This window comes from Ilumatobacter sp. (assembly GCF_030065885.1).
GTDB lineage: Bacteria > Actinomycetota > Acidimicrobiia > Acidimicrobiales > Ilumatobacteraceae > Ilumatobacter.
This window is the reverse complement of the sequence record NZ_JASJCS010000015.1, coordinates 17,889-41,527: the sequence shown is the minus strand read 5'-3', so window position 1 is coordinate 41,527 and position 23,639 is coordinate 17,889. Positions and strand designations below refer to the sequence as shown.

General features: G+C 71.7%; 23 protein-coding genes. 16 read left to right on the top strand and 7 right to left on the bottom strand.

Annotated features, from left to right (window positions below):
- Nucleotides 1-47 precede the first annotated feature (47 nt).
- The 11 genes from ftsY (at nucleotide 48) to QNJ12_RS05655 (ending at nucleotide 8,538) form a co-directional block, all read left to right on the top strand.
- The gene (gene ftsY / locus QNJ12_RS05705) at nucleotides 48-1,217 is read left to right on the top strand and encodes a signal recognition particle-docking protein FtsY (RefSeq protein ID WP_300620053.1); all 1,170 of its coding nucleotides are present in this window, start codon (nucleotides 48-50) and stop codon (nucleotides 1,215-1,217) included.
- Nucleotides 1,218-1,268: 51 nt separating this feature from the next.
- Entirely contained in the window at nucleotides 1,269-2,996 is a 1,728-nt protein-coding gene (locus QNJ12_RS05700) for a hypothetical protein (protein WP_300620051.1), read from the top strand.
- Nucleotides 2,996-3,409, top strand: a complete 414-nt coding sequence (locus QNJ12_RS05695; RefSeq protein ID WP_300620048.1) for a hypothetical protein — start codon at nucleotides 2,996-2,998, stop codon at nucleotides 3,407-3,409. Before QNJ12_RS05700 ends, QNJ12_RS05695 begins: the two co-directional genes overlap by 1 nt.
- A 60-nt stretch (nucleotides 3,410-3,469) precedes the next feature.
- Nucleotides 3,470-4,894, top strand: coding sequence for a signal recognition particle protein (gene ffh, locus QNJ12_RS05690; RefSeq protein WP_300620045.1), 1,425 nt, complete (start codon nucleotides 3,470-3,472; stop codon nucleotides 4,892-4,894).
- Nucleotides 4,895-4,949: 55 nt separating this feature from the next.
- Entirely contained in the window at nucleotides 4,950-5,213 is a 264-nt protein-coding gene (gene rpsP, locus QNJ12_RS05685) for a 30S ribosomal protein S16 (RefSeq protein ID WP_300620042.1), read from the top strand.
- On the top strand, nucleotides 5,210-5,464 hold the full coding sequence (locus tag QNJ12_RS05680; protein ID WP_300620040.1) for a KH domain-containing protein: 255 nt from the start codon (nucleotides 5,210-5,212) through the stop codon (nucleotides 5,462-5,464). The genes rpsP and QNJ12_RS05680 overlap by 4 nt, the downstream gene beginning before the upstream one ends.
- Before the next feature lie 158 nt (nucleotides 5,465-5,622).
- Nucleotides 5,623-6,132 (top strand): ribosome maturation factor RimM, encoded by a 510-nt coding sequence (rimM, locus tag QNJ12_RS05675; protein ID WP_300620038.1) that lies wholly within the window; start codon nucleotides 5,623-5,625, stop codon nucleotides 6,130-6,132.
- An 11-nt stretch (nucleotides 6,133-6,143) separates the two neighbouring features.
- Nucleotides 6,144-6,878, top strand: a complete 735-nt coding sequence (trmD, locus tag QNJ12_RS05670) for a tRNA (guanosine(37)-N1)-methyltransferase TrmD (protein ID WP_367281756.1) — start codon at nucleotides 6,144-6,146, stop codon at nucleotides 6,876-6,878.
- Nucleotides 6,879-6,924: 46 nt separating this feature from the next.
- Nucleotides 6,925-7,272, top strand: coding sequence for a 50S ribosomal protein L19 (gene rplS, locus QNJ12_RS05665; RefSeq protein ID WP_300620034.1), 348 nt, complete (start codon nucleotides 6,925-6,927; stop codon nucleotides 7,270-7,272).
- A gap of 67 nt (nucleotides 7,273-7,339) precedes the next feature.
- A complete protein-coding gene (locus QNJ12_RS05660) occupies nucleotides 7,340-7,699 on the top strand; it encodes a YraN family protein (RefSeq protein ID WP_300620032.1) in 360 nt (119 codons plus the stop codon).
- Nucleotides 7,700-7,887: 188 nt separating this feature from the next.
- Complete coding sequence (locus QNJ12_RS05655; protein ID WP_300620030.1) at nucleotides 7,888-8,538, top strand: hypothetical protein; 651 nt, start codon at nucleotides 7,888-7,890, stop codon at nucleotides 8,536-8,538.
- 4 nt (nucleotides 8,539-8,542) lie between these two features.
- On the opposite strand, the gene QNJ12_RS05650 is transcribed toward QNJ12_RS05655, so the two are convergent.
- Genes QNJ12_RS05650 through QNJ12_RS05635 form a run of 4 tightly spaced genes read right to left on the bottom strand, consistent with a single transcriptional unit; the run spans nucleotide 8,543 to nucleotide 15,921 of the window.
- Nucleotides 8,543-11,905: an exodeoxyribonuclease V subunit beta gene (locus QNJ12_RS05650; RefSeq protein WP_300620028.1), complete on the bottom strand. Its 3,363-nt coding sequence runs from the start codon at nucleotides 11,903-11,905 to the stop codon at nucleotides 8,543-8,545.
- Nucleotides 11,902-14,970: a PD-(D/E)XK nuclease family protein gene (locus tag QNJ12_RS05645; protein ID WP_300620026.1), complete on the bottom strand. Its 3,069-nt coding sequence runs from the start codon at nucleotides 14,968-14,970 to the stop codon at nucleotides 11,902-11,904. Before QNJ12_RS05645 ends, QNJ12_RS05650 begins: the two co-directional genes overlap by 4 nt.
- Before the next feature lie 31 nt (nucleotides 14,971-15,001).
- Entirely contained in the window at nucleotides 15,002-15,685 is a 684-nt protein-coding gene (rpe, locus tag QNJ12_RS05640; protein WP_300620024.1) for a ribulose-phosphate 3-epimerase, read from the bottom strand.
- Nucleotides 15,686-15,696: 11 nt separating this feature from the next.
- A complete protein-coding gene (locus tag QNJ12_RS05635) occupies nucleotides 15,697-15,921 on the bottom strand; it encodes a hypothetical protein (RefSeq protein WP_300620022.1) in 225 nt (74 codons plus the stop codon).
- Between the two features lie 35 nt (nucleotides 15,922-15,956).
- Here QNJ12_RS05635 and QNJ12_RS05630 point away from each other — a divergent pair, with 35 nt between their 5' ends.
- Nucleotides 15,957-17,132, top strand: coding sequence for a hypothetical protein (locus tag QNJ12_RS05630; RefSeq protein ID WP_300620020.1), 1,176 nt, complete (start codon nucleotides 15,957-15,959; stop codon nucleotides 17,130-17,132).
- 158 nt (nucleotides 17,133-17,290) lie between these two features.
- Nucleotides 17,291-18,187: a pseudouridine-5'-phosphate glycosidase gene (locus tag QNJ12_RS05625; protein WP_300620018.1), complete on the top strand. Its 897-nt coding sequence runs from the start codon at nucleotides 17,291-17,293 to the stop codon at nucleotides 18,185-18,187.
- 173 nt (nucleotides 18,188-18,360) lie between these two features.
- Here QNJ12_RS05625 and QNJ12_RS05620 read toward each other — a convergent pair whose 3' ends face one another.
- Both QNJ12_RS05620 and QNJ12_RS05615 read right to left on the bottom strand, forming a co-directional pair.
- Nucleotides 18,361-18,945 carry an NAD(P)H-dependent oxidoreductase gene (locus tag QNJ12_RS05620; protein WP_300620016.1) on the bottom strand — a complete coding sequence of 195 codons (585 nt, stop codon included), beginning with the start codon at nucleotides 18,943-18,945 and terminating at the stop codon, nucleotides 18,361-18,363.
- Entirely contained in the window at nucleotides 18,945-19,532 is a 588-nt protein-coding gene (locus tag QNJ12_RS05615; protein ID WP_300620014.1) for an NAD(P)H-dependent oxidoreductase, read from the bottom strand. Before QNJ12_RS05615 ends, QNJ12_RS05620 begins: the two co-directional genes overlap by 1 nt.
- Before the next feature lie 96 nt (nucleotides 19,533-19,628).
- Here QNJ12_RS05615 and QNJ12_RS05610 point away from each other — a divergent pair, with 96 nt between their 5' ends.
- The gene (locus QNJ12_RS05610) at nucleotides 19,629-20,858 is read left to right on the top strand and encodes a choice-of-anchor A family protein (RefSeq protein ID WP_300620012.1); all 1,230 of its coding nucleotides are present in this window, start codon (nucleotides 19,629-19,631) and stop codon (nucleotides 20,856-20,858) included.
- Here the strand turns inward: QNJ12_RS05610 and QNJ12_RS05605 are convergent.
- Nucleotides 20,818-21,438: a GNAT family protein gene (locus QNJ12_RS05605; RefSeq protein WP_300620010.1), complete on the bottom strand. Its 621-nt coding sequence runs from the start codon at nucleotides 21,436-21,438 to the stop codon at nucleotides 20,818-20,820. The two genes, QNJ12_RS05610 and QNJ12_RS05605, sit on opposite strands and share 41 nt — an antisense overlap.
- A 34-nt stretch (nucleotides 21,439-21,472) precedes the next feature.
- Between QNJ12_RS05605 and QNJ12_RS05600 the strand changes: the two genes are divergently transcribed.
- Both QNJ12_RS05600 and QNJ12_RS05595 read left to right on the top strand, forming a co-directional pair.
- Entirely contained in the window at nucleotides 21,473-22,465 is a 993-nt protein-coding gene (locus QNJ12_RS05600; RefSeq protein ID WP_300620008.1) for an NADPH:quinone oxidoreductase family protein, read from the top strand.
- Complete coding sequence (locus QNJ12_RS05595) at nucleotides 22,462-23,634, top strand: aminotransferase class I/II-fold pyridoxal phosphate-dependent enzyme (RefSeq protein ID WP_300620006.1); 1,173 nt, start codon at nucleotides 22,462-22,464, stop codon at nucleotides 23,632-23,634. The genes QNJ12_RS05600 and QNJ12_RS05595 overlap by 4 nt, the downstream gene beginning before the upstream one ends.
- The last annotated feature ends 5 nt before the right edge of the window (nucleotides 23,635-23,639 follow it).

Genomic DNA, 23,639 nt, shown 5'->3' with positions numbered 1-23,639 from the left:
GCGTCCTAGCCGGTCGTTCCCCCGCGGGCCGATAGCGTCTCTCAGCGATGGAGTGGTACTGGATCTTCCTGATCCTCGCCGTCGCCGTGATGGTGTTCGGCTTCGGGGTCGTCATCCTCAACCGGCGTTCGGCCGCACGTCTCGAGGCGCCGCCGCGTCCGGTGGCGCCTCCCGAGGCGCCGCCGCCCAAGGCACTCGAGGCCGACGATGCCACGGCCGTCGAGGCGCCCGTCGTCGAGCCCGAGCTGGTCGTCGAGCCCGAACCGGCCGTCGAGGCGAAGCCGCCGTCGCTGCGCCAGCGACTCGCCAAGGCCCGCTCCGCCTTCAGCGGGGCGTTTGCATCGGTGCTCGGCCGGGGCGCCATCGACGACGACACGTGGGACGAGCTCGAAGAGGCGTTGCTGCGGGCCGACGTCGGCCTCGGCGTGACCGATGCGCTGCTCGACGACCTCAAGACCCGCGTGAAGGACAAGGAGATCACCGAGCCACAGCAACTGCTCGACGCGCTCAAGGGCGACATGGTCGAGCAGCTCGCCGGTGCCGATCGCACGGTGCACTTCGACGAGTCATTCGACCCCGGCAGCCCCAACGTCTGGATGTTCGTCGGCGTCAACGGCGTCGGCAAGACCACCACCATCGGCAAGGTCGCTCGCCACCAGGTCGAGGCCGGCCGGTCGGTGCTGCTCGCCGCCGGCGACACCTTCCGTGCGGCGGCCGCCGAACAGCTCGGCACGTGGGCCGAACGCTCGGGCACCGACTTCGTGCGGGGCGCAGAAGGCGGCGACCCGTCGTCGGTGATCTTCGACGGCGTCGAGCGGGCCGCATCGCAGGGGATCGACCTGGTGCTCGCCGACACCGCCGGCCGCCTGCACACGAAGACCAACCTGATGGAGGAGCTGAAGAAGGTGCGCCGCGTCGCCGAGAAGGGCGCCGGCACGGTCACCGAGACGCTCCTGGTGATCGACGCCACCACCGGCCAGAACGGCATGGCGCAAGCCCGCCAGTTCGGCGAGGCCACCGACGTGACCGGCGTCGTGCTCACGAAGCTCGACGGCTCCGCGAAGGGCGGCATCGTCTTCGCGATCGAGACCGAGCTCGGGATCCCAGTCAAGCTGGTCGGCATCGGCGAGCAGGTCGACGACCTGATCCCGTTCGACCCCGAGGAGTTCGTCGCCGCCTTGTTCGACGAGACCTCCGGCGCTCCCTCGGCAGGCTGAATTCCCGATGGCCGGGAACCACGCCGACCGGCCGGGCGTCCAATGGTCATGATGCGAATCCCCCCACGCCTCGTCCCGGCAGCCGCTGCTGCCGTCCTGATCCTCGCTGCCTGCGGGTCCGACGATCCCGCATCCACCGACGACGCCGGTTCCGTCTCGACCATCGACGGCGTCGACGGCACGGGCATGCGGGCACCGGTGCCGATCGAGATCACCGGCGGCAGCGCCGCCGGCGGAGGCGGGCTCGCCGCCGACCAGTCCACGGCTGCGTCGGCCGAGGGTGCCGCCACGAGCGACATGATGATCGCGCCCTGGATCGCCGAGTACGTCGTCGGCGACGGCATGCCGCCGCTGCCGACCGACGACGTCGGCTACGTCTTCGCCGCAGGCGCCACCGCGACCGCCGAGCAGGTCCAGGAGTTGGCGGGCACGTTGGGCGTGACCGCTGAGGCGGTTCGCATCGACGAGGGCTTCGGCGTCAGCTGGCGGGTGGGGCCCGACGATGGCTCCGCTCCCAGCGTCTGGCTGTTCGAGGACGCGCAGCTGTCGTGGAACTACAGCAGCGCATGGGACGAGGGCGGCGTCGTCACCAGCTGCGCCGTCGCCGTCGACAGTGACGGCAACGAGATCGGCGAGTGCCCCGAGCCCGAGCCGCCGTCCGGCGTCCCGTCCGGCGCCGACGCCGAGCAGCGTGCCCGTGAACTGCTCGCTGCGCTGGGTGAGGATCCCTCGACGATGCGGTTCGACACCTTCGCCGACGACTGGTTCGCCAGCGTCAGCATCACCGACACCACCGACGGCCGTGCGCCCGGTCGCACCTGGAACTTCGGCTTCGGGGCCGAGGGCGTGATGCAGTTCGCCGGCGGCACGCTCGCCGTCCCCGAGCCGGTCGGGCCGTACGGCTTGATCGACCTCGAGGCGGCGATCGCCCGCCTGACCGACCAGAGCGGCTTCTTCGGTGGATTCGGCGGAGGTCTGGGTGGTGTCGACCTCCCGCTCGGCGCGCCCGGCGTCGCCGAGACCGGCGTCGCCGTCGAGGCCGGCGTCGCCGCCGAGCCCGCGATCGCCGAGTCCGCGATCGCCGAGGACCCGGCGTCGGTCGACGTGCTGCCGGCCGACGACGAGACGGTCGAGGTGCTGCCCGACGAGTCCGGTGAGACGGTGCCCGGCGAGCCGCCGGTCGAGCCCGAGCCGATGCCGGTCGACCCCATGCCGGTCGAGCCGTTGCCACCGCTGCCCGAGCCCGAGCCGATCACCGTGACGCTCGTCGACGTCGAGGCCGACTTCTGGTGGGCCTGGGACACCGACGGCGCCGTGTGGTTGCTGCCCGCCTACCGGTTCATCGACAGCGACGGCGGCTGGCACGTCGTGCCCGCCGTCACCGACGACTTCTTGATCCGAGTCGAACCCGATGACCTCCCGATGCCCGAGCCGCTGCCGGCGCCCGAGCCGATGCCGGTCGACGATGCACCCGTGATCGGCGAGGGCGACGTCGTCGACGCCGACGAGCCGGTCGAGTCACCGATCGACGAGGCCCCGTCGCCCGAGCCCGACGTGCCGTCGCCGGCTCCCGAACCCGCGGTCGACCCGCTCGTGCTCGACGAGCTGGTCGGCATCTCGCTCGCCGAGTTCGAACGACAGGCCGAGGAGCTCGGCTTCGTGACTCGCGTCGCAGTGCTCGACGGCGAAGCGCTCGCCCTGACCGAGGACTTCGTCACCAACCGCGCCAACGTCGCCGTCGAGGCCGACGTCGTCGTGGCCGTCGAGTTCATCGGCTGATGAGCGTCGTGCGCACGCTCGCGATGGCGGCGTGCTCGATCGCCACGATCATCGCCTGCGGCTCCTCCGAATCCGATGAGCCACGGGCAGCCGTGGCGATCGTGGAGGTCGTCGAGGACGTGGAGTACTACATCGGCTGTGCCAACGAGCCCGTCGAGGTCGACGGCACGCTCTGGTACCCACTGGCGGACTTCGGCTTCGGATTCGCAGACGAGATCGCCGAGATCCTCGACACGCCTCGCGAGCCGCTGCCGACTGCTCCGGTCGGCCTCGCCCGAGTCGCCGAACCGGGACCGGGTGACGACGTCGGCACGCTGGTCGTCTACGCCGACGGCGTCGCCCACTACACCTCCGACAGCGGGCAGACGATCTGGCTCACGGTCGAGGAGCAGACCTACGAGTGGGTCTGCTGAACACACGCACGCCGGCCGGGCCCCGGCAGGCGTCGGGCTGCCGGTAGCCTGACCCACCTGATGTTCGACAACCTCTCCAACCGGCTCGACGGCATCGTCAAGCGACTCCGCGGCAAGGGCCGCCTCACCGAGGCCGACGTCGACGAGGTGATGAAGGAGATCCGCTCGGCGCTGCTCGAGGCCGACGTCAACGTGATGGTCGTGCGGTCGGTGTGCAACCGCATCCGCGAGCACGCCATCGGCGCGACGCGCTCGCAGGCGCTCGACCCGGGCCAGCAGGTGGTCAAGGCGGTCAACGACGAGCTGATCCGCATCCTGGGCGGCGAGACGCTGACCCTGCAGTACGCATCCAAGCCGCCGACCGTCGTGCTGATGGCCGGCCTCCAGGGCTCGGGCAAGACCACCGCCACCGGCAAGCTCGCCCGGTGGTTCAAGTCGCACGGCCGTCAACCGCTGCTGGTCGGCGCCGACCTGCAGCGTCCCGCCGCCGTCGAGCAGCTCCGCACGCTCGGCGCGCAGGTCGACGTGCCGGTGTTCTCCGACCCCGAGGACCCGGTCATCACCGCGTTCGAGGGGGTCGAGGAGGCCAAGCGGCTCGGCCGCGACGTCGTCATCGTCGACACCGCCGGCCGCCTGTCGATCGACGCCGAGATGATGGAGCAGGTGCGACTGATCTCGGGTGCCGTGTCGCCCGACTACACGTTCCTCGTCATCGACGCGATGACCGGTCAAGACGCGGTGCAGACCGCCGAGGCGTTCCACCACACGCTCGAGATCGACGGTGTCATCCTCTCCAAGCTCGACGGTGACGCCCGCGGCGGAGCGGCGCTGTCGGTCAAGGAGGTCATCGGACGCCCGATCGCGTTCGCCTCGACCGGCGAGAAGCTCGACGCGTTCGAGCAGTTCCACCCCGACCGCATGGCGGGCCGGATCCTCGGCATGGGCGACATGCTCACCTTGATCGAGCAGGCCGAGAAGGCGTTCGAGGCCGAACAGGCCGAGCAGGCCGCGGCGAAGATGCTCGAGGGACAGTTCACCCTCGACGACTTCCTCGAGCAGATGCAGGCGATCAAGAAGATGGGCCCGCTCAGCGGCGTGCTCGGCATGATGCCCGGCATGCCCAAAGAGCTCAAGAACGCCCAGATCGACGACGACGCCCTCAAGCCGATCGAGGCGATGATCCACTCGATGACGGCCGAAGAGCGCGCCCGCCCGCAGATCATCAACGGCAGCCGGCGCGCCCGCATCGCCCGGGGCTCCGGATCCGAGCCGGGCGAGGTGAGCCGCCTCGTCAAGCAGTTCAGCGAGATGCAGAAGATGATGAAGAAGATGGGCATGGGGGGCGGCAAGAAGGGCAAGCGCGGCGGCTTCCCGGGCTTGGGCGGCCTCACCGGCGCGGGCATGCCCGACATGTCCGAGCTCGAGGGCCTGATGGGCGGCCAGACCGGCGGTCTCCCGGGTGGTCCGGGCAGGCTTCCCCGCTAACCTTTCACGGCCGCATTCGTCGCGGCATCGCTCGCATCCAGGAGAAACGTTTCACATGGCAGTCAAGCTGCGCCTCACACGAGTCGGCAAGAAGAAGCAGCCGCAGTACCGCATCGTCGCGGCCGACGCCCGCTCGCCGCGCGACGGCCGGTTCATCGAGATCCTCGGTCACTACGACCCCCGTCAGGATCCCTCGGCGCTCACCGTCGACAACGACAAGGCCGTCAAGTGGCTGAGTCAGGGGGCGCAGCCCACGGAGCGGGTGGCCAAGCTGCTCGAGGTCTCCGGGGCCATGGAGCAGTTCAGGGGCAGCAAGTGAACGAGCAGTCCGCGCCCACCGCGGTCGCCGTGCTCACGCACATCGTCAAGTCGATCGTCGACCAGCCCGACGAGGTCACCGTCGACGAGGTGACCGACGACGGCAAGCACCGCCTCGACGTGCGCGTCGGCGACGGCGACCTGGGTCGCGTCATCGGCCGGCGCGGTCGCACGGCAGCGAGCATCCGCACGGTCACGCGAGCCGCGGCGTCCAAGGACGGCGTCGAGCTCGACATCGAATTCCTCGACTGAGGCCAGCTCTCCCCCTGCCGGCGTTGCATCTCGCTGCTCGTTGCCCGAGGGCAACTCGGGGCTCATTGCGCCTTGGCAGACCGAGACCTGATCCTCAGTCGAGTTACCTGTTCGCGACCCACGTTGAACACCTCTGAGGGGCGGGTACGTTGGCGGGCGTGAGTGCGGAGGAGGCTTCGGGGGTTCCCGAGGGGTTGCTCGAGGTGGGGCGCGTGGGGCGGGCGCATGGGGTGCGGGGGGATCTCTTCGTCGACCTCACGACCGATCGCTCCGAACGCGCCGCGGTCGGGAGCCGGCTCTGGGTGCGCGGCCGCTGGATGACCATCTCGGCGTCCAGCCGCTCCAACGAACGATGGCGGGTGCACTTCGACGGCGTCGACACGCGTGAGGTGGCGCAGGCGCTGACCGGTGGGCTGCTGTACGCACCTCCGATCGACGACGCGGACGCGCTCTGGGTGCATCAGGTGATCGGCGCCCACGTGATCGAGGTCAACGGCATCGAGCGCGGGCGCTGCACGGCCGTGATCGAGAACCCGGCCTCGGACCTGCTCGAGCTCGACACCGGGTCACTGGTCCCAGCCGTGTTCGTCACCGCCGTCGACGTCGGTGAACACGGCACGCTGGTGACGATCGATCCGCCCGACGGCCTCTTCGACCTGGGAGAGTGACCCGAGCCGCGATGCGCATCGACGTCTTCACGCTGTTCCCCGACGTGGTGGACCACTTCTGCTCGGAGAGCCTGCTCGGCAAGGCGCGGGCCGTCGGCCGCGTCGACGTTCGTCTGCACGACCCCCGGACCCACACGAGCGATGTCCACCGCACGGTCGACGACGCGCCGTTCGGAGGCGGTGCCGGCATGTTGATGATGGCGCAGCCGCTGTTCGACGCGGTCGAGGCCGCCGACCCGCCGAGGCCGTTGTACCTGCTCGGGCCGGGCGGCCGTCGCTTCGATCAGCCGATGGCGTGCGAGCTCGCCGAGGGCGCCGGCTTCAGCCTGCTGTGCGGGCGCTACGAGGGCGTCGACCACCGGGTCCGTGAACACCTCGTCGACGGCGAGCTGAGCGTCGGCGACGTCGTGTTGAGCGGTGGGGAGGTCGCAGCATGCCTGGTGATCGAGGCGGTCACCCGACTGCTGCCGGGCGTGATGGGCAACATCGACAGCCCGGTCACCGAGAGCTTCGGATCGGGTGGCCTGCTCGAGGAACCGCACTACACCCGGCCGGCGACGTTCCGTGGATGGGAGGTGCCCGACGTGCTGCGGAGCGGCGACCACGCTCGTGTCGCCCGGTGGCGCCACGCCCAGGCGCTGCACCGCACGATCGCCGCACGCCCGGACTTGATCGAGGCCCGCGGCGGGGTCACAGATGATGAGCGCGCGCTGTTGGAAGAGTTCCCGCCGGTCCCGTATCCTTGAGCGGCCCGTTGCAGTGGCCCGGGCCCGACGATCTGAGAGACACGCCATGAAGACGACCGACCTCATCGACAACGATTCGCTTCGCGACGACATCCCCGAGTTCTTCCCCGGGGACGAGCTGAAGGTGCACGTGCGCGTCGTCGAGGGCGGCAAAGAGCGTGTGCAGGTCTTCCAGGGCAACGTGATCCGTCGCCAGGGCAGCGGTCTGCAAGAGACGTACACGGTGCGCAAGCTGAGCTACGGCGTCGGCGTCGAGCGCACGTTCCCGGTGCACGCCCCGACCGTGCAGAAGATCGAGGTCGTCAAGCGCGGCGACGTCCGCCGCGCCAAGCTGTACTACCTGCGCGATCGCGTCGGCAAGGCCGCCAAGGTCCGCGAGAAGCGCGAGTTCTGATTCGCGGCGCCTGAGCGCCGCCCCTCGGGTCAGCACCCCGACACCACCCAGGTCGAGGAGCGCGCCCATGAACGATCGATCCAGGCAGGCCCGGGGACGATGGGGTGAGGACCGAGCCGTTCGCATGCTCGAGCGAGCCGGCCATCGCGTGCTCGACCGCAACTGGCGCTCGCCCGAGCGCGAGGTCGGCGGCGAGCTCGACATCGTCTCGGTCGACGGCGCTGTCGTCGTGTTCTGCGAGGTGAAGGCTCGACGGCGCGCCGGCCACGGCGGCGCACTCGCCGCCGTCGACGACGGCAAGCAGGATCGCATCCGACGCCTCGCCGAATCGTGGCTCCGCCTCCACCGCCGGCACGACGTCGACGTCCGCTTCGACGTCGTCACGGTCGTCGGGGTCACCCTCGAGCACCACCGCTCGGTGTTCTGACGCCCGTGATCGCCGTGCCGGCTCGTCGGGCTCGTCAGCCGAGCAGTGCCCAGGCGACCATCGCCAGCGCGGCCACGAAGACCACGGCGATCGTGACGTAGTCGGCCGGCTTGGCCTTGAACTTGCGATACGGGCTGTATCCCACGGTGCCCAGTATCGCCCGCAGTGCCCCGGTTAGCCTCACATCCGTGCGGCGCATGCTCGTCTCGGTCCTCGTCGCGCTCGTCGCCGGTGCAGCCGTGGCGGGCGCCGGCGACGTCGCCGCGCAGGACGGTCCGGTCGACGACGGGCCGCTGCCGCTGATCCCCGTCCCGGTCGGCTGCGAGGCGCCACGGTCGCCGCACGTCGTCTTCGTCGGCGAGGTGGTCGACCGCGACTTCCGCACGATCCGCTTCGAGATCGAACGGGTGCGCTCGGGCCGGACCGACCCGTTCGCTGCCGGCGACCGGATCGACGTCCGATATGGCCTCGACGCCCAGTACCTGGGCGACGGTGACCGGTACCTCGTGTCGGCCGTGGTCGACCCCGATCTCGGCATCCTCGTGTCGCGGGTGACCGAACCGATCGAGAACTTCGGTGGCGACGACGTGATCGGCGTCTCGGAGAGCGACGTCGACTGTCCCGACTACGAGGACCCGATGCGCACCCTCCACCTCGACGGCACCCCCGTCGACGGCGGTGTGCTCGACCCGTTCTTCGGCGCGAGGCTGCAGATCGTCGGCGCGTTCCTGATCCCGCTCGCACTGGCGCTCGGTGTGATCTTCCTGCTGGCGACGTTTCGTCTGAGCCTCGCCGGCGTGTACCACAGCATCGTCGACCGGGGTTCACGCCGCACGTGAACCGTCAGCCCGCCGCTGCGAGCCGACGGGCTGCCTCGACCGCCTCGGACCACCCGTCGATGACGATCTCCTCGGCGGGCCCGTCGGGGCGGCACCGAACGAGCATGCCGCCGGCCACGGGCGTGCCGAGCACACGCTCGAGCGCGACGCCGTAGGCAGCGAGCTGCCGCCGGTACCGGGCGATGCGGTCGGTGCGCTCGTCGTCGTCGGGCCATTGGTCGGTCTTGTAGTCGACGATGAGGCCGCCGTCGGGCGTCTCGACGAACAGGTCGATGTAGCCCTCGAGCACCCGTCCGCCGACCTCGGCGGCGACGAACAACTCGCGATGGTGCGGGAGTCCGACGGCTCGTCGGACGACGGGCGCCGCCAGGGCCGAACGGGCCAGCGCGGCGACCGTGTCGTCCATGCCGAGGACGCCCTCGGCCGCGCACTGTGCCGCAGCGTGCTCGGCGATGTCGGCACCGGTGCCGAGGTCGGCGAACTGCAGCACGGCGTGGACCGCCCGGCCGACCGCGGTGCCGTACCGACCCCGTTGCCACGGCGGGAGATCGAGATCGACGGGCTCTTTCTGGATGCCGGGGTCCTCGCTGCCGGGGTCGCCGGCGCCGAGGTCGCTGTCCCAGGTGGCGGACGCGAACTCGGTGGCGCTGATGGAGTGCGTGAGTGACGCCTGGCGGATCGCTCGGTCGCGTTCGGCGCCGTACTCGTCGGCGTCGGCCCACGGCAGCTCGTGGCGAGGTGTGGCGGGTGGCATCCACACCGCGAGCTGCTGGGTCGACAGCTCGAGATGCGGCGCAGCGAGGGCGCGACCGTCGGTCAGCAGTTCGGCGCTGGTCATCCTGCTCCGGTCGGTCACGTTGCGGGCGAGCCGGTGGACCGACACGACGAGGTGGTCGACGGCCCGGGTGCAGGCGACGTAGAGCAGCCGCCGTCGCTCGGCGTCGCTCATCTGCTCGTCGACGGGCTGGTAGTCGTCGAAGACCTCGTCGTGCTGCTGGGCGATGCCCCAGTCGTCGCCGGGCCACACGACGCCGTGTCCACCCGTGCGCCGCGGGCGGGTGGTCGTCCCCGACACGATGGTGACCGGGAACTCGAGGCCCTTGGCGGCATGGACGGTCATGATGCGCACCGCGTCGTGATCGTGCTCGGGGAGGATCGTGTCGGCGGCCCGGGCCTCGGTGGCCTGCAACTGCACCCAGGCCAGGTAGCGACGCAGACCGTGGCCACCCGCGTCGCTCCACGCGCGTGCCTGCTCGACGACGTACCGGACTCGCCGCCAGACGTCGCGAGCGTCGGCGTCGTCGAGCGCGGCGTCGAGCAGCCGGCGCTCGTCGGCGACGGCGGCGACCAGGTCGGCGGGCGGGCTGGTGACCGCCCGCTCGGCGAGCTCGCGAAGATGGCGCGTCGCCGCCGCGACGGGATGATCGTCGAGTCCGTCGGGACATGGCCGCCAGATCGACCAGCGCCCGCCGGCCTGCCTCCACTCGTAGAGCTCGACGTCGCTGCACCCGTACAGCGGGGTTCGCAACGCGGCCACGAGGGCCAGTTCGTCGGATGGGTCGTCGGCGGCCCGCAGTGCCAGCATGATGTGGCGGATCTCGGTGGTGACGTACACCACCGAGCTGTTCTCGGCCCGGTACGGCAGCTCGAGCCGGCGCAGCGCACCCTCGAGCGCCGGGAGTGACGTGCGCGCCGGGAGCAGGATCGCGATGTCGCCTGGCCGGCACGGTCGCACGGTGCGGTTGCCGTGCTCGTCGACGTCGCCCACCGGCCACCCGTCGGCGAGCGCCGCGGCAACGGTGACGGCGACCTCGTCGGCCTCGCGCTCGCGCAGTTCGTCGGCCGAGCCCCGGCCGTCGAGGTCGTCGTGCGGTTCGACCCCGAGCACGTGCACCGAACCGTGGTCGTGCGGCGTGGGTCGGCACATCGCGAGCGGCTGATAGGCGGGTTGGGCGTCGGGCACGAGCTCGATCAGGTCGCCGAACACGGTGTTGACCCACTCGATGACCGCCGCCGCCGAGCGGAAGTTGGCGCTGAGCTGGGTCTCCACGGCGCCGATCTGGCCGGGGGCGCGCATGTACTGCGCGATGTCGGCGCGCCGGAACCGGTAGATCGACTGCTTGGGATCGCCGACGATGAACAGCCGGCCCGGCAGGGGCGCCAGCTCGGTCCAGTCGCCATGCTGGGCGGGATGGTCGGGATCGGCCGTGAGCCGGACCGCGATCGCGAGCTGGATCGGGTCGGTGTCCTGGAACTCGTCGAGCAGGACGCGGGTGTAGCGCTCGTGCAACGCGCGGCGGGCGGCCTCGCTGGTGGTCAGCAGCCGGCGGGCCAGCACGAGCAGGTCGTGGAACTCGACGGCCCCGTCGGCGGCGCGGGCGCGGGCGGAGTCGAGCACCCAGCGCCCGACGACGGCGCCGAGCACCCGCTTGCGGTACGCGGCTGCTTCGGCGAGGACCCCGTCGGCCAGCTCGCTCACACGGGTGTGGCGGGCGCGGAGCGACTCGAGATCGTCGACGCTGCTGTGACGCTTCCAGTTCGTCTTGTTGCCGCTCTTCGCGGCCTTCCGGCACGTGGAGGTCAACTCGTCGAGCGCGCTCAGGGTGCCGAGCAGTGTCCGCTGGGCGGTCAGAAGGTCGACGCCGTCGCGCACGGCGGCGAGCCGGTCGGCCTGCTTGTCGCCGTCCGGCACGTCGGCGGCACACACCTCTGCTGCCGCAGCGACGACCTCGGTGACGTCGGGCTCCCAGGGAGCCGGCGGCGACAGGTCGACGCGCTCTTCGACGAGGTCCCAGTTGTCGTGGAACTCGACGGCGACGCGCCGCAGGCCCTTGTGGAGCCCGAAGCCTCGGTAGTTGCACAGCTGGACGAACGTGGCGCCCCCGGCGGTCGGGCCCTCGGGCGGTTCGGCGTCGGCCAACAGCGACTCGAGCAGGTCGTCCCACCTCTCTTCGAACGCCAGGCTGCTCTCGAGCTCGTCGAGCACCTCGAAGCCCGGCGGCAGCCCGGCGGCGATGGGGAAGTCGTTCAGGATGCGACGGGCGAAGGCGTGCAGCGTGCCGATCGGTGCGTGGTCGAGCCGGTCGAGCGCGGCCGTGAACGGTTCGTACAACAGGTCGGTGGACTCGCCGGCGCGTTCGGTGAGGCGTTCGCGAACCCGTCGCCGCAGCTCGGCAGCGGCCTTCTCGGTGAACGTGATGGCGGCGATCGACTCGATCGGGACGCCGGACTCGACGAGCCCGAGGATGCGGCCGACGAGGCTGGTCGTCTTGCCGGCGCCGGCGCCCGCCTCGACGAACAGGTTGGTCGCGAGGTCCCGCTCGATGCGTTCTCGGGCGGCCTCGTCGGGTGGCGGCACGCCGGTCATGCCGAGCCTCCCGCGCTGCCGACCCGTCCGCGGTCGCCGCCGCCGTCATCTGCACCGTCGTCGTGTTCGTCGTCGTCGGCGAACCATCGTGCACCGCGCGGATCGTGTCGCTTGCGCTCCCACTCGGGCCAGCGTTCGGACGTGCCCAGCGCATCGGGCTGGCAGTAGTGGCACGAGACGAACAGCTGGAAGCCCGGCACGTCGGGCCGGTTGGGGAACAGCCCGCTCTCGATGCCGGCCACCGCCTCGCCGAGGTCGTGGGCGACCGACGCCCACACCTCGTCGTCGAGGGCGTACCCGATCCGCTTGTACTTCTCGCGCGCGAAGAACGAGTACTCGGCGCGAACGGGGAGCTCGGCGCCGGCGATCGCGCGGGCGCCGGCGGCGTAGACGGGAAGCTGGAAACGGGTACCGCCCGCGGTGGGATCGTCGTCGGCGATGCCGGCGTAGGTGCGGGCGCTCCCGGTCTTGTGATCGACCACCACGAGCTCGCCGCGCTCGGTTCGGTCCACGCGGTCGATGTCGCCGCGCACGGCGAGCCGGCCGCCACCGGCCAGCGGCAGCGTGACCGTGCCGTCGTCGCCGAAGCGCTGCTCGGAGCTGATCACTCGTGCGGGGCGAGCGGCGAGGAGTGCCGTGTCGCGGCGGAACCACTCGACGAGCTCGGCCCACAGGCCGAGGCGTTCGACGTGCCAGGAGGCGGCCCGCCCGGTGCGGCCCGCGGCCTCGAACTCGGCTGCCACCTGCTCGAACAACAGGGCGAGGCGTTCGAGGTGGGCAGGGGTCCAACCGGGCGACGGCTGCGGCAGCGCTCCGTCGATCACGTCCCGGTGGAAGAGATCGAGCGTGCGGTGCACCAGGTTGCCGCGCTCGTTGGCGGTGATCTGCGTCTCGTCGGCGGGTTCGTCGATGGGGCGAACGCCCAGGAGGTACCGGGCGAAGTACCCGTGCGGGCACGCGACCCACTGCTCGATCTGGGTCGGCGCCACGGGATGGTCGAAATGGGCGATGTCGAGCGCGCTGAGATCGCCGTCGTAGACCGTGATCGCGTCGGAGCGACGAGCCGCACGCATGGCCAGCGCCCGGCGCAGCACGTGGTCGGAGTCGGCGCCTGGGGTGCGCTCGTCGATCGGCCCGCCGAAGGTGGCGGCCGCCAGCCGGCCGCGCAGGCGGTGCTCGTGCCGACTGGCCGGGAACCCGCACGCCAGCAGGGCGGCATGGTGGCTGCTCTGGTGGTGGAGCTCGGCATCGCCAAGGGTCGACGCAATCCACCGCGACGGGTGGCGTTCGGTGGTGGCCCGGAGATCGCCGCGCGGGTACAGGACGATGGCGTTCGGCACGCCATCGAGCACAGCTCGGAACTGCCGGTGGATGCGGGAGCCTGCGGCGGTCGCCGGTGCGAGCCCGGCCGCGGCGCGGTCGGCCTCGCCGATCAGCGGACCGGACGACGGGGCGGGCGGCATCAGGCCGTCGGCGGCGCCGAGCACGATCGCCAGGTCGACGTCGAGGCCCGCCGCACCCGACAGCGAGCCGATGGTGACCCCGGTGCCGATCCGGCCGAGGCGGCCCGGAGCGACATCGAACTCGGCGGCGAAGGCTGCACGGAACTCGCTGCGGCGCACCGGGCCGCTGATCGCGTCGAGGCTGCGCAGCCGGTCGAGGACGCGGTTCGTGTGATCCCAGGCCTGCCGTTCGGCGATGTCGCGGCGCACGTGCCGCTCGTCGGCGAACGACTTGCCGAGCCGGTACGCGATCTGGCGTTCGGCCCAGTCGACCCAGTCGGCCCACGGTCGGGTCGCGTTGCGGGGGCCGAGCGTGCGTCGGAGGTCGTCGACGAAGGCGAGCAACGCCTCGGCGTCGTCGGCACGGTCGGCCGCAGCGTCGGGCGCGCGGTCGCGCTCTCGGCCTGCGTAGCGGCGCAGGCGGGGCCCCCAGTCGTCGTCGCGGGCGACGCCGGCGCGACGACTGATGCGCTCCCATCGCGCGGTCGGCACGTGGTGCCCCGCGCGGTCGCGGACCGGGAGGTCGGCGAGCAGGTCGAACAGCTCGCGCCGCCCGAGGCCGCGGCGATCGACGTCGCACAGGTCGAGCAGGAAACGTGGGACGACTCGCTCGGCGACACCGGTACCGGGCCGCCCGTTCCACGGCACCCCGGCCGCGTCGAGGTGGTGCTCGGCCAACCGTGCGTACGGCCGATCGGCGGGCCAGAGCACGGCGATGCGGTCGAGCGGCGTGCCCCGCCGCGCGGCATCGACGATGGCGCGGACTGCGTGGCGCACCTCTTCGTCGGCGTCGGTTGCGGACACGACCTCGGCGCCGCGGGTGTCGATCGGCTCGACCCCACGGGGCCGATAGGAGGGGTCGAGCGCGAGACCGAGCGCGATGACCTCGTCGTCGGCGGCTGCGTCGCCGGTGTGTGCGAGCAGCGCCTCGACGTGGCCGGCATCGCCGAGCGCTTGCAGGAGGGCGGTCTCGAGCCCTCGCAGGGGATGGGGCAGGAACACGACGATGCGCTCGAGCTGGGGTGGCCCTGGGGCCGCCTCGGTGCGCTCGATCGAGCGCCGGAGGAGGTCTCCCTCGTCGTACCACTCGCCGGTGAGCAGATCGGTCACGCGGGTCGAGACCTCGGCGGCCTCGCGCCCGCGGCCCGACGCGATGGCGAGCCGGTCGGGTGCGTCGGGGAGCGCGACCCGCAGCTCGCGGTGCAGGTCGCGGAGCGCGACGACGGTGGAGGGGTGGTCGGCGACCGCGGCGAACGCGCCGGGAGTGGCGCGCAACACCGAACGGACGGCGATGTCGATGACGGGCGTCGAGACGGGACGGCGTTCCTCGGCGGCCAACGACGGTCCGGCCAGCAGCTCGGCGAGCCGGTGGAGCGTCAGCATGTCGACGGCGGCCACACCCCCGTGGCGGCCGAGCCAGCGCCTCGCCGTGACGCCGGTGGCGTTGGTCGGTACGACCACCGACACCGGCGCCAGCGGATCGCCGGCCTTGGCGTCGCGGACGGCGCGAGCGAGCTCGGCGAGTGCGGCGGCCGGTCGCACCGGCGTCGCGCGGATGGTCACGATGGCGATCGTAGAGAAGGGGTGTGGCGCGTCACGCCACGGCTGACTCGGCCAGCGTGCGCAGCTGGGCCACGGCGTGTTCGAGCCCGTCCGGGTCGCGGTACAGCGCGCTGCCGGCGACGAGCACGTTGGCCCCGGCTGCGGCGGCACCACCGATGGTGGAGGGCCCGATCCCGCCGTCGACCTCGAGATCGACGGCGTCGGCGAGGCCCGCCGTCTCGATCATCGATCGCAGCTCGGCGATCTTCGGTTCCATCGAGGCGATGTACGCCTGACCGCCGAACCCGGGGTTGACGGTCATCACCAGCACCAGGTCGACCAGGTCGAGCACGTGCGCGACCGCCGACGCCGGGGTCGCCGGGTTGAGGGCGACGGCCGCCGTCGCCCCCATCGAGGCGATGTTGGCGAGCGTCCGGTGCAGGTGCGTGCAGGCCTCGACGTGCACGATCAGGCGCGAGCAGCCGGCGTCGACGTACTGCTGCGCCATCACGTCGGGCGTCAGCACCATCAGGTGGGCTTCGAACGGCACGCTGCAGTGCTCGCGCGCGGCGGCGATCACGTCGGGCCCGAACGTCAGATTCGGCACGAACTGGCCGTCCATCACGTCCCACTGGATCAGGTCGACGCCGGCGGCTTCGAGTGCGGCGACCTCGTCGCCGAGTCGGGCGAAGTCGGCGGGGAGGACGGACGGGGCGATCTGGATCGGTCGTGGCACGGCGCTCGAACCTACTGCGCCGGGTCGGTCCGGGCGTCGTCGCGATCGGTGTCCCAGGCGTTCCACTCGGCGTCGTCCTCGTCCCACGACTCGTTGCGCTCGTCGACCGTCTGCTTCCAGTTCTCGGCCGCGACCCTGGTGGGGTACGGCCCGAGCATGTGCTCGCCCGGCCCACGCTCCTCGGCCGGAACCGCCCGCCCGTGACGGAGATCCCAGTACCACTCGCTCGCGTTCATGGAGTCAGGTTCGCGCATCCCGTAGGGTGCCTGCGATGTCCCGCCTGCGTCCTGAGCGTTTCGTGGCCGGTGGTGAAGCGCTGGCACATGACGCCGAGGGCCGGGTGGTGTTCGTGCGGGGAGGCGTTCCCGGCGACGAGGTCAGCGTCGAGCTGGTCGACGACAAGGGTGACTGGGCCCGCGGCGTCGTGACCGAGGTCCATCAGCGCGGGGCTGGCCGGGTCGATCCTCCGTGCCCTCGGCGCGTCGAGGGATGTGGCGGCTGTGACTGGCAGCACGTTGCCGTCGACGCGCAACTCCCGGCGAAGGTCGAGGTCCTGCGCGAAGCGCTGCGTCGCACGGGCAAGCTGCCCGACGCCGAGCTCCGCATCGGATCGAGCGTCCCCACCGCCGGCTACCGGACGACGATCCGCGTCGTCGGCGATGCGGCCAATCGAGCGGCGTACCGCGTCGATCGCTCGCACGACACGGTCGCCGCGAGCGGGTGCCTGATCGCCCACCCGGCGCTCCTGCCCGTCCTCGACGCGATCCGGATCACACCCGAGCTCGAGGTGACGCTCCGCGTGTCGGCCGCGACCGGCGAACTGACCGCACGCTGGGACCGCAGACGGGGCGACGTGGTGGGGCTGCCCGACGGTGCCTCGGTCGGGGCATCGGCGACCCTCGCCGAGGTCGTCGCAGGCCACCGATTCCAGGTCTCGGCGGCTTCGTTCTTCCAGAGCGGCCCGGCCGCGGCCGAGCTCCTCGTCGACGCGGTCCGGCGCGCGGCACCCGAACTCGCGGGGGCGGCGACCGTCCTCGACGCCTACGCGGGTGTCGGCCTGTTCGCCGCCGCGGTGACGTCGGCTCCGACGAGGGTGATCACGGTCGAGACCTCGAGGTCGGCCGTCGCCGACTGCCGTATCAACCTCGCCCACCGCGACGCTCGCATCGAGCAGCAAGAAGCCGGGTCGTGGCGGCCCGAGGACGGGCTCGTGATCGATGTGGCGATCGCCGACCCGGCGCGGTCGGGTCTCGGCCGGCCCGGCGTCGCCGCCATGGTCGCCACCGACGCGCCCGTGCTCGTGCTCGTGAGCTGCGACCCGGTGGCTCTGGCGCGCGACGCCTCGCTGCTCGCCAGGCAGGGGTACCGCCACGACGGCAGCGAGGTGCTCGACCTGTTCCCGCACACCCACCACGTCGAAGCAGTGAGCCGCTTCGTCCGAACGTGACGACGTCGCGCCGAGACGCTGGCACGCCGAGACGCAGTCACGCCGAGACAGTCACGCAGAGACAGTCAGGCCGAGACGACGTCACGCCGTGGCTGTCACGCCCGGCCGATGTCACGACCGGGACGAGCGTCACGCCGAGACGCTGGCAGACTGACGCCGTGCTCGAACCGTTGATCTCCGACGAGGTCCGCGCGGCGCTCGGCGGCGGGCGACCCGTCGTGGCGCTCGAATCGACGATCTTCTCGCACCTCGGGCTGCCCTCGCCCGCGAACGCCGAGGCGCTCGAGCGGAGCCTCGGCGCGATCCGGCGGGAGGGCGCCGTCCCGGCGGTCACCGCCGTTCTCGACGGTGTGGCACGGGTCGGACTCCGCGCCGACGAGCACGAACGGATCCTCGGCGCCGCCCGCAAGGTCGCCGAGCGCGACATCCCGGTGGCGATCGCCCAGCGCTGGCCGTTCGGCGCCACCACGGTCTCGGCGTCGCTGGCGCTCGCCGCTGCGGCCGGCGTGCAGGTCTTCGCCACGGGCGGCATCGGGGGCGTGCACCGCGGTGCCGAGCTGACGGGCGACGTGAGCGCCGACCTCGACGCCATCGCCCGGCGTCCGCTGGTCACCGTGTGTGCCGGGGCGAAGGCCTTTCTCGATCTCGGGCGGACGCTCGAGTACCTCGAGACCACCGGCGTGCCGGTGCTCGGCTGGCGGTCCGACGACTTCCCGGCCTTCTACACGCGATCGTCGGGGTTGCCCGTGCCGCATCGGGTCGAATCGGCCGAGGAGGTCGCCGAGGTCTTCGCCCACCGGAGCCGCCCCGGCCTGTTGCTGGCGGTGCCGATCCCCGAGCGCGATGCGCTCGATCGCAGCGAGCTCGATGCCGTCGTCGGCACCGCGCTGGCCGACTGCGAGGCCTCGGGCATCACGGGCGCCGCGATCACCCCGTTCGTCCTCGGACGCATCGCCGACGCGACCGCGGGCCGAAGCGTGCCGGCCAACCTCGCGCTCGCCGAGCACAACGCATCCGTGGCCGCGGCGGTCGCCGTTGCGATCGCCGAACGCTAGTGGGTGGCCCTTCGTCTCGGTCGCGCCTGCGCGTCGCCGTTGCGATCGCCGAACGCTAGTGGGTGGCCCTTCGTCTCGGTCGCGCCTGCGCGTGGCCTTTGCGCTCGCCGAACGCTAGTGGGTGGCCCTTCGTCTCGGTCGCGCCTGCGCGTGGCCTTTGCGCTCGCCGAACGCTAAAGCTTGGCGAGCGTCCGCTCGACTCGGTCGAGGAAGCCCGTGCGCTTCGCCTCGTCGCTCTGGTCGACGCCGTAGAGCGCGCACCAGGTCGTCCGGGCCCGACGACTGCACATCGGGCGGATCGACCTCGTGACGGTCCGCTTGCCGGCTTCGCCCTCGAGCGAGTTCAGGAGCTTGGTCGAACCGTGCGTCGTCACGACCACGATGCGGCGGATGTTGGTCAGCAGCGGCCGCGGTCGGCCGTTCCGACCGTTGCCGGTCCACGCGACACCGGCGATCCAGACGCGGTCGATCCACCCTTTGAGCATCGCCGGTTGACCGCTCCACCACGTGGGGTAGACGAGCACGAGAGCCTCGGCCCAGTGCAGACGGTCGGCGAACGGCTGCAGCCCGGCGTCGACGCCCGGCTCCTTGTGGCCGCGCCGCTCGTCGGCCGACATCTCGGGCCGGAATCCCGATGCGTACAGGTCGTCGACGCGCACCTCGTGGCCGCCGCGGGCCAGTGCCCGCAGCGTTCGGTCGAGCGCTGCCGCGATCAGGCTCTCGGGGTTCGGGTGGCAGTACACGACGAGCACTCGCATCACAGTGCCGCCATCCGGCGCTCGACCGAGGACAGGAACGCGTGCCGTCGCGCGTCGGTGGCGCGGTCCATCGAGTAGAGCGCCATCCAGCTCACCCTCGTCCGGAGACCGCACGACATGCGCAGGGCGCGGCAGATCACGCGGCGGCCGTTGTCGTTGACCAGCTTGACCGTCGCGCGGTGCGACCCGTAGCAGCTGATGCCGACGATCCGCCGAACGTGTGCCAGGCCGGGCCTGACCTTGCCCCGATGATCGAACCGGAAGCCGACACCAGGCACCATCACCCGCTCGAGCCAGCCCTTCAGGATCGCCGGCAGGCCGCTCCACCACGTCGGGTAGACGAACACCAGGATCTGCGCCTCTCTGAGCCGGTCGGCGTGCTCGCGGACCTGGGGGTCGAGGATCGGCTCGTCCGTGTCGTAGGCCGCCCGCTCCTCGCGGCTCATCGCGGCGCGAAAGCCCTGCTCGTAGAGGTCGACGACGGTGACCGAGTGGCCGGCGTCCTGCAGACCCCGCACCGCGGCGGCCGCCGCGGCGTGGGAGAAGCTGTCGTGGCACGGGTGGGCGACCACGACCAGGCAATTCACCGGCTTGACAGTACCCAGAATCTGAGTGGTGGCGCTTCAGGATCGGGGAATCCGTGCCGATCGAAAAGTATGGACAATCGCCGACGTCGCGCTCTCATGCGGCTCGTCGGCGCGGCGATCGTGGTCCTGGGTGTCTTCGTCACCGCCACCGCGGTGCGGCGGGCCGATCAGGTCGTCGCATCGGGACGCGACGTGCTGCTCGGCGGCGAGCTCGTCGACCTCTTCACGGCCGGCGACCTCTCGGTCAGTGGGCATGCCCAGCTGGCCGGAACGGCGGTCGCGCTCGGCGATCTCGACGTCTCGGTCGGTTCGCTGCGCGTCGAGCGGGATGCCGCCCGGGTGTTCGCCGTCGGCGGTGGTGTCACCGTCGGCGAGAACGCCGCCGTCGTCTTCCCCGAGACCGCCACGCTGCGCTACGGCACCATCCGCACCGGTGCCGTCGGCGGCAGCGACACGGTCGTGCGCGACGTCGACGCGGTCGCCCGCTATGCGGCGATGGTGCCGGCGCTGCGCGCCAGCTCGGAGTGCTTCGGGCGTGCGCCGAGCACCGGCCTCGTGCGGGCCGACCGCAACGGGATCACCCTCATCGGGGATGGCACGAGCGGCCTGCAGGTGTTCAACATCGACGGGTCGTTCGTCGGACCGGTCCTCCTCAATCGCATCCCGCGCAGCGCCACGGTGCTCATCAACCTCTACGGCGCGTCGATCGAGATCGCCCCGACCGGTGCCGGCTGGGACGAGATCGCCGAGGCGACGCTCGTCAACGTGCCCGACGCAGGCACGGTCGAGATCGCGACCGGCCTCGACCTCCGCCTGAACTCGCTCGTCGGCTCGGACGACGGTCAGGTCGTCGTCGACGGCAACATGCTCGAGGGCACGCTGCTGTCGCTGTCGGACATCGATGTCGGCGACACCCGCATCGCGCACGGCCCGGTGCTCGCTCCGATGCTGCCCGAGTGCGGCATGCCGACCGCCGAACCGGCCGAGGCGCCCGCATCGACCGTCGCCCCAGACATCGTCGAGCTGGTCGAGACCACGCTCGATTCCTCGCCGACCACGTCGACCACATCGACCACGACGACCACGACCACGACGGTCGCCACCGGCGACGAGCCGCTCGCAGCATCACCCGTGCCGGGCGCTGCGTTCGCGCTGGGCGGGGCCGCGACCGCCTCACACTGGTGGGTCGGCCTGCCGCTGGTGCTCCTCGGGTCGGTGATCCTGGGCTGGGGCTGGCTCGAGCGGCACCTGCGCTGGCACGAGGTGCGCCGGCGTCGCGCCGAGGTCAGGGTGATGCGGCGACTCGCCGCTCGAGGGCCGTCCTGACCGCCGGCCATTCGTCGGCGATGATCGAGTAGACCGCGGTGTCGCGCGGGGCCGGACCGCCGGTGTCGGCGCGGAGGCGGTGGTTGCGGAGCACGCCCTCGAGGGTCGCGCCGATCCGTTCGATCGCGGTCCTGCTGCGAGCGTTGCGGGCGTCGGTGCAGATCGCGACCCGCCACACGTCGAGGCGCTCGAACGCGTGGCCGAGGAGCTGCAGCTTGGCGTCGCTGTTGACGCCCGTGCGCTGAGCGCCCGACGCCAACCAGGTGCCGCCGATCTCGATCTCGTCGGGCTCGTCCCTGCCGCGCCACCAGTGCGGGTCGAGGTAGCGCGTGCAGCCGACGAGGCGGCCGGTCTCGAGCGAGCGCTGCGCGAAGGGCAGCACCCGGGCACGCCGGTGATCGTCGAGCAGCTCCTCGACGTAGTCGTGCATCGCATCGCGGTCGGCCGGGACCCAGGTGAGGTCGTAGGTGTCGCGGTCCTGCGTGGCCGCCTCCGTGAGGCCGTCGACGTGGTCGAGCGACAACGGTTCGAGACGGACGTGACGCCCGACGAGGGTGACCGGGGACAGCGGTGCGGGCACGCCGTCACCGTACCGTGGGTGCCACAATCGCCGGATGCGTGCCATCCGATGTCTGGACTACGGACCGATCGACGACCTCGTCCTCGACGAGATTGCGTCGCCCGAGGTCCGGCCCGGCACGGTCAAGGTCCGCGTGCGGGCGGCCGGCGTGAACTACGTCGACACGTTGATCGTGCAGGGCGGCTACCAGGTCAGGACGCCGACGCCGTTCACTCCCGGTTGGGAATGCGTCGGCGACATCCTCGAGGTGGCCGACGACGTCGCCCGTGATGCGCCGCAGCTCGCGCCCGGCACCCGCGTCCTCGTCGCCTCGGGCGAGGGGGCGTACGCCGACGAGACCATCGCGCCGGCGCACGCCGTCACGCCGGTGCCCGACGGCATCTCCGACGGTGTCGCCGCGACGTTCGTGCAGAGCTACATGACCGCCGTCTTCGCGTTGCGCCACCGGGCTCGCGCCGAACGGGGTCAGTCGATGCTGGTGATCGGTGCCGGTGGCGGCGTCGGGCTGGCAGCGGTCGACGTCGGCGTGATGATGGGGTTGCGCGTGTTCGCGGCGGCATCCTCGGAGGAGAAGCGGCAGCTGGCCCTCGACCGCGGGGCCGAGGCGGCCTTCGACGTCCGCGACGACGACATCAAGGCTGCCGTCCGCGAGCTCATGGCTCAGGAGGGCAAGACCGGCGTCGATCTGGTCTACGACCCCGTCGGCGGCGAGCAGGCCGAGACGTGGCTGCGGTCACTCGGCGACAACGGCCAGTTCCTCGTGATCGGCTTCGTCGGCGGCATCCCGTCGCTGCCGCTCAACCACGTGCTGCTCCGCAACCGGCAGGTCACCGGCGTCGAGTGGGGCTCGTGGGTCGGCAAGCACCGCGCCGAGAACGACGCGCTGCTGGTCGAGGTGATGCAGCTGATCGCCGCCGGCACGCTCCGTCCCGTCGAGCCGACGGAATACCCGCTGGAGCGAACCGTCGACGCACTTCGCGACCTCGCCGAACGCCGTGCCGCCGGCAAGCTCGTGGTCGTGCCGTGACGGACGCGGCGCTGTCCTCCGCCGGCGACCCGTTCGGCCTGCGATCGCTCGACATCGACGAGCTGCGGGCCAAGCGGGGGGCGAAGTGGCAGTTTCGCCCGGCCGCGTACTCGGCGTGGGTCGCCGACATGGACTTCCCGGTCGCACCGGCCATCACCGACGCCCTGCGCGAGGTGGTCGACCGCAACGAGTTCGGGTACCCGGCCTGGGGCGCACCCGGCGACGTCTCGCCCGCCGCGACGCTCTTCGCACCCCGGATGGCCGAGCGGTTCGGCTGGGACCCCGACCCGACCCGCGTCCACGACCTGGTCGACGTCATCCAGGGCGTGCGGGCGACCGTGCACCATCTCAGCGAACCCGGCGACGGCGTCGTGCTGCACCTGCCGAGCTACCACCCCTTCCTGCACACGATCGACGAGATGGACCGTCGGCTGGTGCCGGTCGAGTGGCGCGACGGCGCCTTCGACTACGACACGCTCGACGCCGAGCTCGCCGCGTCGGGCGCCGCGGTGTGGATCGTGTGCCATCCGCACAACCCGCTCGGCCACGTGATGCGACGCCCCGAGCTCGAGCGGATCGCCGAGATCGCCGAACGCCACGACGTCGTGTTGATCTCCGACGAGATCCACGCCGATCTCACGATGCCGGGTCACGACCACGTTCCGCTCGCCCTGCTCGGCGAAGATGTCGCCGCGCGGACGGTGACGGTGACGTCGGCGTCGAAGGCGTTCAACCTCGCCGGGCTGCGCTGGGCGGTGATGCACGCCGGGTCCGACCGCATGCACGAGGCGATGACGTCGCTGCCCGGCCACTACCTGGGCGCGCCGAACCTGATGGCGGTCGTCGCCACGGTGGCAGCGTGGACCGAGGGTGGTGCCTGGCTCGATGCCGTGCTGGGCGTGCTCGACGAGAACCGCCTCGCGCTGCCCGGCATGCTCGCGGAGCACGTGCCCGGCGCCGTCTGCAAGGTGCCGGACGCGACATATCTCGCATGGGTCGACTGCCGGGCGCTCGATCTCGGCGGGAACCCGGCGAAGGTGTTCCGCGAGCGCGGTGTCGAGCTGAGTCCAGGCTCGCAGTTCGGTCCACCGGGCGAGGGTCACGTCCGCATCAACATCGCCACCAGCCCGGCGGTGCTGGCAGCCACCGTCGCCGCCATGGCCGGCTGAATCCG

Bases quoted from the DNA above. Each gene is read 5' to 3' on its own strand.
- trmD (WP_367281756.1), top strand. From the start codon at position 6,144: ATGCGCATCGACGTCTTCACGCTGTTCCCCGACGTGGTGGACCACTTC.
- QNJ12_RS05700 (WP_300620051.1), top strand. From the start codon at position 1,269: ATGCGAATCCCCCCACGCCTCGTCCCGGCAGCCGCTGCTGCCGTCCTG.
- QNJ12_RS05650 (WP_300620028.1), bottom strand. From the start codon at position 11,905: ATGACCGGCGTGCCGCCACCCGACGAGGCCGCCCGAGAACGCATCGAG.
- QNJ12_RS05620 (WP_300620016.1), bottom strand. From the start codon at position 18,945: ATGCGAGTGCTCGTCGTGTACTGCCACCCGAACCCCGAGAGCCTGATC.
- QNJ12_RS05600 (WP_300620008.1), top strand. From the start codon at position 21,473: ATGCGTGCCATCCGATGTCTGGACTACGGACCGATCGACGACCTCGTC.
- QNJ12_RS05635 (WP_300620022.1), bottom strand. From the start codon at position 15,921: ATGAACGCGAGCGAGTGGTACTGGGATCTCCGTCACGGGCGGGCGGTT.
- rpsP (WP_300620042.1), top strand. From the start codon at position 4,950: ATGGCAGTCAAGCTGCGCCTCACACGAGTCGGCAAGAAGAAGCAGCCG.
- QNJ12_RS05695 (WP_300620048.1), top strand. From the start codon at position 2,996: ATGAGCGTCGTGCGCACGCTCGCGATGGCGGCGTGCTCGATCGCCACG.
- QNJ12_RS05660 (WP_300620032.1), top strand. From the start codon at position 7,340: ATGAACGATCGATCCAGGCAGGCCCGGGGACGATGGGGTGAGGACCGA.
- QNJ12_RS05610 (WP_300620012.1), top strand. From the start codon at position 19,629: ATGCGGCTCGTCGGCGCGGCGATCGTGGTCCTGGGTGTCTTCGTCACC.
- QNJ12_RS05630 (WP_300620020.1), top strand. From the start codon at position 15,957: ATGTCCCGCCTGCGTCCTGAGCGTTTCGTGGCCGGTGGTGAAGCGCTG.
- ffh (WP_300620045.1), top strand. From the start codon at position 3,470: ATGTTCGACAACCTCTCCAACCGGCTCGACGGCATCGTCAAGCGACTC.
- ftsY (WP_300620053.1), top strand. From the start codon at position 48: ATGGAGTGGTACTGGATCTTCCTGATCCTCGCCGTCGCCGTGATGGTG.
- rplS (WP_300620034.1), top strand. From the start codon at position 6,925: ATGAAGACGACCGACCTCATCGACAACGATTCGCTTCGCGACGACATC.